The organism is Photorhabdus sp. HUG-39 (genome assembly GCF_963878365.1).
Taxonomy (GTDB): domain Bacteria; phylum Pseudomonadota; class Gammaproteobacteria; order Enterobacterales; family Enterobacteriaceae; genus Photorhabdus; species Photorhabdus kayaii.
Genome location: NZ_CAWNWY010000007.1, coordinates 56599 through 70174, shown reverse-complemented (window position 1 = coordinate 70174; position 13576 = coordinate 56599). Strand labels below are relative to the sequence as shown.

Annotated in this window: 13 protein-coding genes; 1 reads left to right on the top strand and 12 read right to left on the bottom strand. The window is 41.3% G+C overall.

Annotated features, from left to right (window positions below; genetic code table 11):
* Window positions 1-22 precede the first annotated feature (22 nt).
* The 6 genes from dapB to ribF all read right to left on the bottom strand — a co-directional run bounded on the left by dapB (window position 23) and on the right by ribF (window position 6790).
* The gene (gene dapB / locus AAC155_RS06830; RefSeq protein ID WP_113041534.1) at window positions 23-844 is read right to left on the bottom strand and encodes a 4-hydroxy-tetrahydrodipicolinate reductase; all 822 of its coding nucleotides are present in this window, start codon (window positions 842-844) and stop codon (window positions 23-25) included.
* A 250-nt stretch (window positions 845-1094) separates the two neighbouring features.
* Complete coding sequence (ispH, locus tag AAC155_RS06825; protein ID WP_113041533.1) at window positions 1095-2048, bottom strand: 4-hydroxy-3-methylbut-2-enyl diphosphate reductase; 954 nt, start codon at window positions 2046-2048, stop codon at window positions 1095-1097.
* On the bottom strand, window positions 2029-2499 hold the full coding sequence (gene fkpB / locus AAC155_RS06820) for an FKBP-type peptidyl-prolyl cis-trans isomerase (RefSeq protein ID WP_113041532.1): 471 nt from the start codon (window positions 2497-2499) through the stop codon (window positions 2029-2031). Before fkpB ends, ispH begins: the two co-directional genes overlap by 20 nt.
* Window positions 2500-2504: 5 nt before the next feature.
* Window positions 2505-3008 carry a signal peptidase II gene (gene lspA / locus AAC155_RS06815; protein WP_011144971.1) on the bottom strand — a complete coding sequence of 168 codons (504 nt, stop codon included), beginning with the start codon at window positions 3006-3008 and terminating at the stop codon, window positions 2505-2507.
* Window positions 3008-5821 (bottom strand): isoleucine--tRNA ligase, encoded by a 2814-nt coding sequence (gene ileS / locus AAC155_RS06810; RefSeq protein ID WP_113041531.1) that lies wholly within the window; start codon window positions 5819-5821, stop codon window positions 3008-3010. The genes lspA and ileS overlap by 1 nt, the downstream gene beginning before the upstream one ends.
* 24 nt (window positions 5822-5845) lie before the next feature.
* Window positions 5846-6790, bottom strand: coding sequence for a bifunctional riboflavin kinase/FAD synthetase (gene ribF / locus AAC155_RS06805; protein WP_112876442.1), 945 nt, complete (start codon window positions 6788-6790; stop codon window positions 5846-5848).
* 350 nt (window positions 6791-7140) lie between these two features.
* On the opposite strand from ribF, the gene rpsT reads away from it, so the two are divergent.
* On the top strand, window positions 7141-7401 hold the full coding sequence (gene rpsT / locus AAC155_RS06800; protein WP_112876441.1) for a 30S ribosomal protein S20: 261 nt from the start codon (window positions 7141-7143) through the stop codon (window positions 7399-7401).
* 74 nt (window positions 7402-7475) lie between these two features.
* On the opposite strand, the gene nhaR is transcribed toward rpsT, so the two are convergent.
* The 6 genes from nhaR to AAC155_RS06770 all read right to left on the bottom strand — a co-directional run bounded on the left by nhaR (window position 7476) and on the right by AAC155_RS06770 (window position 13576).
* Window positions 7476-8390, bottom strand: a complete 915-nt coding sequence (gene nhaR / locus AAC155_RS06795; protein ID WP_112876440.1) for a transcriptional activator NhaR — start codon at window positions 8388-8390, stop codon at window positions 7476-7478.
* 223 nt (window positions 8391-8613) lie between these two features.
* Entirely contained in the window at window positions 8614-9780 is a 1167-nt protein-coding gene (gene nhaA / locus AAC155_RS06790) for a Na+/H+ antiporter NhaA (protein WP_113041530.1), read from the bottom strand.
* Window positions 9781-9948: 168 nt separating this feature from the next.
* Window positions 9949-10212, bottom strand: a complete 264-nt coding sequence (locus AAC155_RS06785) for a helix-turn-helix domain-containing protein (RefSeq protein ID WP_113041529.1) — start codon at window positions 10210-10212, stop codon at window positions 9949-9951.
* 38 nt (window positions 10213-10250) lie between these two features.
* Window positions 10251-10427 carry a hypothetical protein gene (locus AAC155_RS06780; RefSeq protein ID WP_158536510.1) on the bottom strand — a complete coding sequence of 59 codons (177 nt, stop codon included), beginning with the start codon at window positions 10425-10427 and terminating at the stop codon, window positions 10251-10253.
* Window positions 10428-10772: 345 nt separating this feature from the next.
* Window positions 10773-12620 (bottom strand): beta-glucoside-specific PTS transporter subunit IIABC, encoded by a 1848-nt coding sequence (locus AAC155_RS06775; RefSeq protein ID WP_113041528.1) that lies wholly within the window; start codon window positions 12618-12620, stop codon window positions 10773-10775.
* A gap of 104 nt (window positions 12621-12724) precedes the next feature.
* Window positions 12725-13576, bottom strand: coding sequence for a PRD domain-containing protein (locus tag AAC155_RS06770; RefSeq protein WP_113041527.1), 852 nt, complete (start codon window positions 13574-13576; stop codon window positions 12725-12727).

Below are 13576 nucleotides of genomic sequence, written 5' to 3'. Positions count from 1 at the left end.
AATAAGTTACAAAAATAGCTTTTTAAAGTAAATCGAGATTTAGTACATCTTTCATATCAAAAAGGCCACTATTTTTACCACTTAGCCATAGAGCAGCCTTTACCGCGCCATTTGCAAACGTCATCCGACTGGAAGCCTTATGAGTTATCTCTACTCTCTCCCCAATATCTGCAAACATAGCGGTATGCTCACCCACGATATCCCCGGCACGGATAGTCGCAAAACCAATACTTTTCGGATCACGTTCACCGGTATAACCTTCACGGGCATAGACAGCACACGCTTTAAGATCCCGCCCCAAAGCATGAGCAATGGACTCCCCCATTGCTAAAGCTGTTCCTGATGGTGCATCCACTTTATGGCGGTGATGTGCTTCAATAATTTCGATATCACTATACTCGCCCATCACTTTCGCTGCTTTTTCCAATAATTTAAGCACCAGATTTACACCAACACTGAAATTCGCGGCAAATACAATCGGGATATCAGCAGAAGCCTCTTTAATTGCCTGTTTACCAGCTTCATCAAAGCCAGTTGTACCGATCACTATCGCTTTACCGTTCTGGCGACAAATTTCAAGATGAGTCAACGTTCCTTCCGGGCGGGTAAAATCGATAAGGATATCAAAATCATCAACGATACTTTTCAGGTCATCACAAACAGTCACACCGGTATGACCAATACCCGCCAACTCTCCGGCATCTGCGCCAATCAGAGAAGAACCGGAGCGTTCCAAAGCTGCACCAAGAGCAACACCATCTATTTGATATATGGCCTGAATCAACTGACGTCCCATACGCCCACCAGCGCCAACAATAGCAACACGAATATCTGTATCAGCCATAAGCCCTCACTATGAAGTTAGTCCTTTTCCTGATTTAACACGATGATCAGTCAGATGAATGTTTTAAATAAAATGTTTTAAATAAAGAATATTTGCAATACTTTATCCTTATTTATACCCGTCATCTTTCAAGTTGCCTCTTTGTTGGCTGCACTCGCTCACCCCGGTCACATCGTTATCTATGCTCCCGGGGATTCACTCCCTTGCCGTCGCGATCCATCTTGAAATCCATAGGGTATATATTGATAATTTAGCTAATTTCTTTAACTTCAACACGTAACTCTTTTGGCACTTCAAATACAATATTTTCTTCTCTACCGTGTAATTCTTGGACGGAATCAGCACCAAGATATTTCAGGCGTTCAATAACTTGCTGAACTAAAATATCCGGTGCCGAAGCGCCCGCAGTTACGCCAACCAAAGAGATGCCGGTAATCCACTCTTCTTTAATATCCTCAGCGGAATCTATCAGGTAAGCAGGTTTACCAACCCGCTGAGCTAACTCAGCAAGGCGATTAGAGTTAGATGAATTCTTCGAACCCACAACCAAGACAACATCGGCGTCAGACGCCAGATCCCGTACCGCTTCCTGGCGGTTAGTCGTCGCATAGCAGATATCATCTTTACGGGGACCAACGATGTTTGGGAATCGTGCATTAAGTGCATCAATCACTTCTGAAGTATCATCAACAGATAATGTGGTTTGAGTCATAAAACATATGTTGTCTTCATCTTTGACTTTCAAGTTCCATACATCTTCCGGAGATTCAACCAGATACATTCCACCTTCCGCATTGTTGTACTGACCCATTGTACCTTCAACTTCGGGATGTCCAGCGTGACCAATCAGAATAGCTTCTTTGCCCTTGCGGCTGGCTCTTGCTACCTCCATATGGACTTTAGTCACTAGAGGACAAGTCGCATCGAACAACATTGTCAAATTGCGAGAACGCGCTTCAGCACGAATAGCCTGTGAAACACCATGTGCCGAAAAAATCAGAATCGCATCATCCGGTACTTCTGAAATTTCTTCAATAAAGATAGCACCCCGCTTGCGCAGGTTATCTACAACATAACGGTTATGCACAACTTCATGACGAACGTAGATCGGCGCACCATATAATTCCAGTGCGCGCTCTACAATACTGATAGCACGGTCAACACCGGCACAAAAACCGCGGGGGTTAGCCAGCAATATCTGCATGGTTTTCCTCCAATCGTGGATCAATTTCCAACACTTCAATTTCAAACGTGACGTTCTGCTCAGCTAACGGGTGATTGAAATCAACAGTCACAGATTCTTCTGTTACGGCTTTGACTATGCCCGGCATTTCACTGCCATTCATTGCCGTAAATAACATTATAGTGCCAATTTCAGGAATACCCGTTTCAGCAAAATCACGCGGAGTAAAATATTGGATCAGATCAGGATTTGGTTTACCAAATACATTCTCACCAGCCAGAGTAAAGGTATGTTTATCTCCGTCTTTTAGCCCAGTAAGCTGCTGTTCCAAAGGTGAAGAAAGGGTTCCATCACCTAAACGAAATAATGCAGGTTTGCCCTGAGTGTGAGTGGAATCGACAATAGAGCCATCTTGCAGTTTTAAAGTGAAGTGCAGTAAAACTGCACTATTCGCCTGCACCTGGTTTGACATATTACTTATCCCACTTTGATGGTCTTTTCATCCGGGCTTAGAAAGCTATCAATGATAACCAATCCAGCCCCGATGCATATCGCCATATCAGCGATATTAAAAGTTGGAAAGTGCCAATCACCGACATAAAAATCAATAAAATCGATGACAAAACCATGAACCAACCGGTCAAACAGATTACCCAATGCTCCACCAATAATCAGGGCATAAGCGATATTACTCAGTTTCTTCTTTGCACTGGCACGATACATCATCACCATCAGTACAACTGAAATAGCAACGGCAATGAATGCAAAGAACCAACGCTGCCAACCATCTTTCTCTGCAAGGAAACTGAAAGCCGCCCCAAAATTCTGGGCATAAGTCAGATTAAAATAAGGTATCAATGGAACGGATTCATACAGATGAAAGTGTTGCAACACTAGCTGCTTACTACCCAGATCCAAAATCAATACCACAACAACTAACCAAAGCCAGCGAAGGCCGGTGGAGCAAATGGGTTTATTCATCAGGCAAACTTACGCTCTTCGCCGTTACCGGCAACATTAGTTACACAGCGGCCACAAAGTTCTGCTTGTTCCGCCACCAATCCCACATCTTTAGCGTAATGCCAGCAACGAGGACATTTTTCGCCATCCGCTTTGCAGAAAGCAATTTTCAGACTACCGATTTCGCTTTGTTGCGCATCTTCACCAGCCTGCTCATAATCTGCAACAACAACCTGAGATGTTAGCAGAACAAAACGCAATTCATCTCCGAGGCTATTCAGTTTGTCCGCCAATTCATTATCGGCGTACAGCGTCACTGCGGCTTCCAGTGAACTACGGATATGTTTGTCTGCACGTGCCTGCTCCAGCACTTTGTTAACCTCACCACGCACAGCCAACAAATCAGCCCAGAAAACATCATTCATTGGTTCGCCTGCGGCCAGACCAAACAAACCGTCGTACCACTCTTCGGTAAATACATATTGAGCACGTTTGCCAGGCAACTCATTCCAAACTTCATCAGCAGTAAAGGAGAGGATAGGTGCCATCCAGCGAACCAATGCTTCCGCAATATGATACAGCGCAGTCTGACAACTGCGACGAGCCAAACTATCGCTCTTAGCGGTGTATTGACGGTCTTTAATGATATCGAGATAGAACGATCCCATCTCCACCGAACAGAATTGCATCATACGTTGAACAACGGTGTGGAAATCATATCTATCGTAACATTTGGTAATGTCCGCCTGCGCCGCTTGAGCACGCCCCACAGCCCAACGATCCAACACAGCCATCTCTTCTGGTTTAACCCTATGCTGTTCAGGATCGAAACCATTCAGGTTTGCCAGCAGGAAACGCGCCGTGTTACGGATACGACGATATGCATCAGCAGAGCGTTTCAAGATCTCATCGGATACCGCAATTTCACCGGTGTAATCGGTAGAAGCAACCCATAGACGCAGAATATCTGCCCCTAATTTATCCATGACATCCTGCGGACTGATGGTATTACCGATAGATTTAGACATCTTACGGCCCTGACCATCGACAGTGAAACCATGCGTTAACACCTGACGATAAGGTGCTTTACCTTTTATTGCCGTTGAGATCATCAGGGAAGACATAAACCAGCCACGGTGCTGATCTGAACCTTCAAGATAGATATCCGCAGCATTACCCTGGAATTCAGGGCGGGCATCAACCACCGATGCGTGAGTTGATCCCGAATCGAACCAAACATCCAACGTATCAAAAATTTTGACATAGTTAGCCGCATCATCACCTAACAGTTCGGCTGGCTCCAGATCCCACCACGCCTGAATACCGTCAACTTCAACACGTTTTGCAACTTCTTCCATCAATTCGATAGTACGTGGATGAAGCTCTTCCGTCTCTTTATGGACAAAAAGAGACATCGGCGTACCCCAAGTACGTTGACGTGAAATACACCAGTCAGGACGGTTTTCAACCATTGCCTCAATACGGGCCTGACCCCAACCCGGTATCCACTGAACCCCTTTGATCTCTTGCAACGATTGTTTACGCAGACCATTTTGATCCATGCTGACAAACCACTGCGGCGTAGCACGGAAAATGATAGGTGTCTTGTGACGCCAGCAGCAGGGGTAACTATGCTGTAATTTTTCCAAATGCAACAATGCATTGTTTTCACTCAGGATATTCAGCACAATATCATTCGCCTTAAAGACAAACATGCCATCCAGAGAAGGATAAGTACCGGGTAGATAACAACCATTAGGTCCAACCGGATTTGCAACTTCCAAATCATATTTCTGACCGAGAACAAAGTCGTCCGGGCCGTGACCTGGGGCCGTATGCACAGCACCGGTACCCGCATCCAAAGTCACGTGATCACCCAGTACAACCGGTGAATCAAAACCCATAAATGGATGTTTAAAGCGCAATAACTCCAACGCAGCACCCGCACAATTCCCTAGCACTGTCCACGAGGTTATACCCGCACGCTGCATCACACTTTCTACCAAATCAGCAGCCAGGATCAGGCATTCACCCTCAATCTGTACTAATTGATAGCTAAATTCAGCATGCAAAGCGATCGCTCGGTTAGCCGGCAACGTCCACGGCGTGGTTGTCCAGATAACCAAAGAGACCGGTTGATCTGGTGCCTGCACACCAAATTTCTCACAAACGGCAGCTGCATTAACCGCATTAAAACGCACGTCAATCGATGGCGAAATTTTGTCGTAATACTCAACTTCAGCTTCGGCCAGTGATGAACGGCAATCGGTACACCAGTGAACAGGCTTGGCACCTTTCAACAAATGACCATTAGCGATAATACGGCTCAATGCGCGAATAATGTCAGCTTCGGTCTTAAAATCCATAGTCAAATATGGCCGTTCCCAATCACCTAATATGCCCAGACGGATAAAGTCTTTCTTCTGACCTTCGATTTGCTCTTTGGCATATTTGCGGCACTCGGCACGAAATTCAGCGGCGGAAAATTTTTCCCCCGGCTTACCAATAATCTGCTCAACCTTAAGCTCAATGGGTAAACCGTGGCAATCCCAACCAGGGATATATGGCGAATCATATCCCGCCATTCCTTTGGATTTAATAATAATATCTTTGAGAATCTTATTGACTGAGTGACCAATATGAATACTGCCATTCGCATAAGGAGGGCCGTCATGCAGAATAAATGTTTTTTTACCGGCTTTTGCTTTACGAATTACCTGATACAACTCATCTTTGTACCAACGTTTTAACATATCTGGTTCGCGCTTTGCTAAATCTCCGCGCATTGGAAACCCTGTTTCTGGCAGATTCAGGGTGTTTTTATAGTCACTCATTCGATTCTCAATTCCAATTTTCCGCTAGATACATGACACAGGTAGCTGCTTAAAAAATTCCTTCGCAGCAACCAAATCATTCGCAATTTGCTGCTTGAGTGCATCAAGGGAAGCAAACCGCTGTTCATTACGCAATTTTTTGCGTAACACCACATCAATATAACGCCCATAGAGATCCATTTGGGTATCAATTAGATGTACTTCAAGTTGTTGACCCTGACCAGAGACTGTTGGACGTGTACCAATATTGGCAACACCCGGTAAAGGCTGGTCTCCCAAACCATAGACTTCAACAACATAAACGCCGTGTACCGGAACCACTAATCGTTTTAACGGCAAATTTGCTGTTGGAAAACCAATAGTGCTCCCTAGTCGCTTACCATGAACGACCCGGCCACAAATGCTGTATGGATGTCCCAATAATGTTTCGGCTAATACCAAATCATCATCTTGCAGTGCTTGACGGATAGCTGTGCTGCTAATCCGTAAACCATCATCACAAAAACTTTCACTGCTGGTCACATCAAAGCCGTATGTCTCACCGGCTCGCTGCAAAAAGGCAAAATCACCACTGCGAGATTGACCAAAACGAAAGTCGTCTCCTACAGCGAGAAACTTAACACCCAATTTTTCCACCAGCAACCGTGAAACAAAGGCTTCTGGCGTATTTGCCGCAAAATTTCTATCAAATTTCACGCATAATAAATAATCCACTCCACATTGGGCGAGATATTTGGCTTTATCCCTCAATCTCGTTAGACGCGCAGGAGCATTACCCTTAGCAAAAAACTCCAAAGGTTGTGGTTCAAAAATCATGACCATTACTGGTAATCCCAGACGCTGCCCTTCGTGTTTTAAGTGTTTCAGTAGTGCCTGATGACCTCTGTGGACACCATCAAAATTACCAATCGTCAACACGCAACCGCGGTGACATGTCCGGATATTACGTATACCGCGAATTAGCTCCATAGCTGGCTCAATACCCTGGAAATTACCAAATTATACCTTGTACAAAGCTCAAGGTTAACCCACCATCATAAGATGATTTAAATCAATAGCCCTGATTCATACAACAAAAACGAGCAGGAATCCCGAAAAATATTCATTTTATTTCTATCTGGACTATTCAATGAGATTTTTATTGTGAAAGACTGTATTCCCACTAAGTAAACTGATAAAATCCTGCGCCATCACAACGAAACAAGTTGCCGCGGTACAACGGCGCTTATTTGCACAAATCCATTGACAAAAGAAGGTTGAACAGGCATATTCCTCGGCCTTTGAATTGTCCTCGATAGAATATATTTGGGAGTTGGACCTTGGCTAATATCAAATCAGCTAAGAAACGCGCCATACAGTCTGAAAAACGTCGTCAGCATAACGCTAGCCGTCGTTCTATGGTGCGTACCTTTATCAAGAAGGTATATGCTGCTATCGCTACTGGCGATAAAGAAGCTGCGCAGAAAGCATTTCATGACATGCAACCTATTGTCGATCGCCACGCCTGTAAGGGTCTGATCCACAAAAACAAAGCAGCACGTCATAAATCTAATCTGACAGCGCAAATCAACGCAATGTAATAATTTGCGTTTGAGTTACTGAAAAACCGGCCTGCGCCGGTTTTTTTGTGTTTGCAGTTACTATCAATTATTTTTTAAGTACGCTTCTTAGATAGCACATTAAACAACGCAGAAAAATCTTTATTACATACCCTTTGAACAGCCGGGTGTTGAATCATTCGCTCAGCAAAAATCACATAATACTCTTCCTGCACGGCATCCAACCGACCAATCTCGGCAATATCATTATCTGTAAAAATATCATTGGTATACAAAGATGGCGCCACGAAAATCGCATTATGATACATACCAAACGCTTTCATTAACGCAGCATCATCAAACTCACCTAGTACTTCAACCTGAAGATTTTTATTACGTATCCAAGTCAACAACTTACGCCCCAACATAGAGCGACGCCCTGGAACCAATAAGCGACGTTCCTCCAAACACTCCGGGAAAGGTTTTTCCGGGATAGGTTGTCGGCAGAAGAAACTCACATCACATTCACCCAGTTTTACCGAGAACAGCCCTTCCTGTTGGGAAGAATCCACCGGGCAATCAGACAATATCATATCGAGTTTGTGCTGGCTGAGTTGTTCCAGCAACAATTCATGGGTTGATTCAAAACAACGTAGATGAATCTGTTCATGTTCCACAACCGCCGTTTTCAATACCTGGCTAACCAGACGTTTGGACAGTGCATCAGCAACACCAACATCAAATAAAAGATTAGATTCACGGCTGTAATTAACGATATCCAACATCTCCTGGCTTAGCATAAACATCTTATCCGCATAGCGGAAAATAAGCTGTCCTAGCTCTGATGGCACTAATCCCCTGCCCTGACGTTTGAACAGTTTCCCTCCCAGACGCTCCTCCAGCGCTTTTATCTGTCCTGTGATCGTTTGAGGTGTTAGATAAAGCGCTTCTGCCGCCCCAACCACTGATCCTTCCTTGCAAACATGCCAGAAATAATAGAGATGATTAAAATTCAGATGTGACACCCGCATACGTTTTTCCTTATGTATCGCTTACGTCTGGTAGACAACGCCAGCCATACATTACTAATCCACCGTCTCCCGGTGATTTTCTGTTTTTTCACTACATAAAGTATCCGCGATACAATTTGAGTTGTTGTACCGCAAATACAAAAATGATGAGTCAGTCCAGAAATTTTCTCTAAAATGTAGAACTTCATTTGGCTAAGTTAATGAATTTATCCCCACTCTGCCATCACTTTTTCTTTGGTAAGACCATTCGTAACAAGCCATACCCTATAAACGCAGCGATGGTTGAACCCATCAGAATGCCAAGACGGGAATAGACACTGAAAGATTCATCCGCTCCTTCAAAAGCCAATCCTGAAATAAAGATAGACATAGTAAAGCCGATTCCACAAAGAACAGAAACCGCAAATATCTGTTTAAGATTAATCTGCTGTGGCAATTTAGCAAATCCGATCTTAATAGAAATATAGCTAAAAAGAAAAATGCCCAATGGCTTACCAAGAAACAGAGCCACAGCAATACCTAACGGTAATATATCGGTCAAACCATTTAACGTAACGCCATTCAGGGCTACACCTGCATTGGCAAATGCAAATAATGGCAAAATGAGATACGCCACCCAAGGATGCAAACCGTGCTCAAGTAATTCAGATGGTGAATGACCATTCTGACCACGCAGAGGAATCAGAAAACCAACAATGACGCCGGCTAGTGTTGCATGAACACCCGATTTCAAGATGCAAACCCAAAGGATAGTGCCAACAGCCAGATAAGCCGATGTTTTTTCGACACCGCGCCAATTCATCCAAACCAGCAAAGCAATCATTGCCGCTGACAATCCAAGCGCCACAAGAGAAACTGTTTTGGTATAAAACAGAGCGATAATCACGATAACGCCCAGATCATCAATAATCGCAAGTGCCAACAAGAAAACCTTGAGTTCTGTTGGTACTCGCTTAGACAATAGCGCCATCACACCCAAGGCAAAAGCAATATCGGTTGCCGCAGGAATAGCCCAACCCTGACGGGTAAACTCATCATTGCCATTAAAGAGTAGATATATTAGTGCCGGAGCGACCATACCACCTATCGCCGCTATCACCGGAAATAGTGCCTTATCACGCCCTGCCAAAGAGCCTTCCAACAGTTCCCGTTTTACTTCCAAACCAACAATCAAAAAGAAGACCGCCATCAAGCCATCATTAATCCACAACAACAAAGGCTTATTGATCTCCAGTGCAGCGAATTGTACTGCCACCGAAATATTAAGAAATTGCTGATAAATACCCTGTAATGGCGAGTTTGCCATTATCAACGCAATAATGGCAGTGATGATAAGAAGAAGCCCTCCAGCCGCTTCTAATTTCAGGAATTGACGAATAATTGCTGTCACGATGATTAACCTCTGAAACTGATCGGACTTAAATGGTACTCTAGCTATGGTTTCGAAAAAAATCGATTTTATGACCAGAATAATTCGCTATAACCGATCTATTGATGATCTACATCTCAATAAAATAGATTATCAATCAGAGGAAATCGTTAAGTGGAGCGTGCCTATTTATCTTACATTAGCACCAATTTCCCGCATCTTAGCCAAAATGCGGTTTAAATCATCTTCTGATAGTGTTAACTGTGTTGCTATATAAAATAGAATGTGCGGAGAAATAACACGTGGCATTTTCCCACCCGTGTATTTTCTCCATTGATTGTTACCGGAAACTCCCGCTAAATCGGCCATTTGTTCTCCCGTGAAACCTAATTCTTCTTTGAGTTTAATGAGATCTTCTGTAGTAGGAGGAGAATAATTGCCGATCAGTCGCATAAGTATTCCAGAACAAAGCCCCTTACGGGGCCAATCAATTAAATGAATTTGAGCAATAGAGTTGTGATAGTCGCTACCGCACCAATAAGAGTAGAAGCAACAACAATCGGATACCACGTCGCCTCACGATTTATCTTTGTCGTTTCTGCCATTAATTTTGCTATTTCAGCGTGGATTTTTTCGAGTTCAGCAGTAGTCATTTCAGTAGTGCTCATCGTTCTTCCTTTTTAGGGATGTCAGGCTGCGGCCATTCCGCTACCTTATATTATTACACAATAAAAAGTAGCCCTTTTAGGGTTAATTGTCAATGTAGATTGTTTAATTTTTCACCTCAAAATATGAGTATTCAATATGACTTAATATTATGAAAAATATATTTTTTCAGAATTTATATAGCTAGATAATTTCTAAGAATTCGACAGAAAAGATAAAATAAGACAATAATAACGAGAAAACAGCATGAATAATTAACAGGTATTAAAACTGGTCATATCGCAATCTTTAAATAAAAAAAAGCATTAAGAATATTATCAACATACACTAATTACTTGGAAAACAAATCAACATCGATTAATAACCAACAAATCATCTTTACATCCAATAACTCTTCTTCTTTTAGTCGGCATTATTGAGTGATATTCCTCACTATTAGTGACGATAATTGGCGATATAATCTGAATTTTATTCTCTTGAAGAAATTCCAGATCAAAATTAACTAATACCTCACCGGCAACCACTCTCTGCCCTTCTATAATTTGTAAATTAAATCCTGCGCCTTGCAAACCTACCGTTTCAATACCAATATGAATTAATAACTCTACTCCTTGATCGGAAATTAAACCAATAGCATGTCCAGTCGGAGTAATCATTGAAACCTTACCATTAAAAGGCGATTTAACCACACCTTCGGTAGGAATAATAGCAATACCATCACCAATAATTTTTTCAGAAAAAGTATCGTCAGGTACTCTTGAGAGAGATTCTATTGTGCCGGTCATCGGAGAACGTAATATGATTTTCTTCTTTTTTGAAAAGCATGGCTTTATTAATACTATAGAATCAACATTAGATTCTAATTTCATTAATAAAGTGGATATAAATGCCACTAAGAAACTACTAAAAATGCCAAGCAAAATAAAAATAAAATTATTGCTATCTTTTTGCATATAAAAAGGTAATGACACCAATCCCGGCACACTAAAAGCAAATATTTTCACAGAGAAAATACCTATAATAGCGCCACCAACGGCTCCACCCATTAATGCAGCATAAAAAGGTTTTCTTAATTTAAGCGTAACGCCATACATTGCAGGTTCAGTTACGCCTAAAAAAGCAGAGAATGAAGATGAATAAGCTAATGATTTCATTTGCCTGTCTTTAATTTTAATTGCGACTGCTAATGTCGCACCAGCTTGTGCAATATTACTCGCAAAACTGATAGGTAATAACATAAAATCGTATCCAAGAGACTTAAAGTTAGCAAAAACACTTGGCAAAAAGGCATAATGCATCCCAGTAATAACTAAAATAGGTATCAATCCACCTAACAATAATCCCGCAAACGGTCCAGCCACGGAAAATAATATTAAAAGCCACTTTTCAATATACAAACCAATTGTATTTCCCAACGGTGCAGCAACAATCAATAAAATAGGTGCAGAAATTAATAAGACCAATAATGGTGTAAATATTATTTTCAATACCGTTGGAATAAACCTATCTACCCATCTATGAATATAACTGAGCAACCAAACCCCTAAAATAATTGGAATGGCAGTATAACTATAATGAATAGCGGGAATAGTAATACCAAATACATTGAAATATTCGCCACCAGAACTGCTCACAAGGTCAGATAATGTTGGATAAATTAAAATACACGCTAATGTGGCGGCAATAAATTCATTTGTTTTAAATTTTCTTGCCGCTGAAAAAGCCAAAAGAACAGGCAAAAAATAGAGAGGTGTATCAGAAAAAATATATAATAACTTATACTCATTACTCTGCTCTGAAACCCAATCCATCATATAGAAAAAAATTAATCCGCCTTTAAGTAAACCCGCCCCTACAATTGCTGGCAATATGGGAACAAATATGCCTGAAATGACGTCAAGAATATGACTAATGAAACCCTTTTTTGGACCATAATGATTTCCTTCATTTTCTTTTAACTGCTTAATTATTTCACTAAATATTTCAACAACTCTATTACCAATAATTATTTGTAATTGCCCGCTGTGAAAATGCGCCCCAATAACCCCCTGCATTTTTCTAATCGCAGCAATATCCATTTTACTATCATCTATAATATTAAAACGCAATCTGGTAACACAATGCCAACTTTTATTTATATTTTCTTGTCCGCCAATAAATCTAATGATCTCTTTTGAAAAATCTTCATCTCTCATTTTATCCCCCACCTCTAATCTGTTACCCAAAAAATCTAAATCACATAAATATACTCATCTAATACCATTAGCGATTGACACTTATTTGACGATCCATTTACTTATCATTCTCTGCCCTTATAACTATCATTAACCACCCGTTCTATATGAATGACTAAATAAATCAATTCATCATCGGGCACTTTCCATTGGTATTTCTCCCTCAGATATTTAATTAGCTTAACTGCACAGTTGTAGCTTTTGAAATACTTTTCTTCTATCAACTCTTGCAGAGAAAAATCCACCTCAATCGCAGAAGAATGCTCATTTTTATTTTGTCTAATCAGGAAATAGCGCAAATGCGTAATAAAACGAGAGTAATTTACCGAGGTTGTATCAAGGTTAACATGAAAATAGTAATGAATGAGCTTAACCGTTTTATTAATCAAATTCGTTAATTTTAATGTATCTCCCATTGTTTGCCCTTCATATTGAGCATTGACAAAATGCAAGGCAATCAATGAGGCTTCTATCGGCGGTAATGGTTTTTCAATCTGGTCATTAATATAGATAAGCGCCTGTTTACCGACTTCATATTCCAACGGGTAAAGATGAGGGATCTCCCATTGTAAGACATTACCAATCTGATATCCTTTACTCACACGCTCAAATGCAAAGTTTAAATGCTCTGACAAAGTAATGAGTAATGAATCGTTGAGAGATTTGCCAAGAAGATCTTTCCCTAATGCGATAATTTTCTCGGTTAGCTCTATAACTGAGACTGGAATAGTCGCAATAATTTGATTAATTCTATCGTTCTTTTCAACAGTGAAGACTTTTGCAACATCTTGAATATTCAGCCTATCACCTTTTTTTCTATTAAAACCTATGCCCTTATCCATTAGAATAACTTCATTATTATTCTCATCAATGGCAAGAACGACATTATTATTTATGAGTTTTACTATCGTTAACAA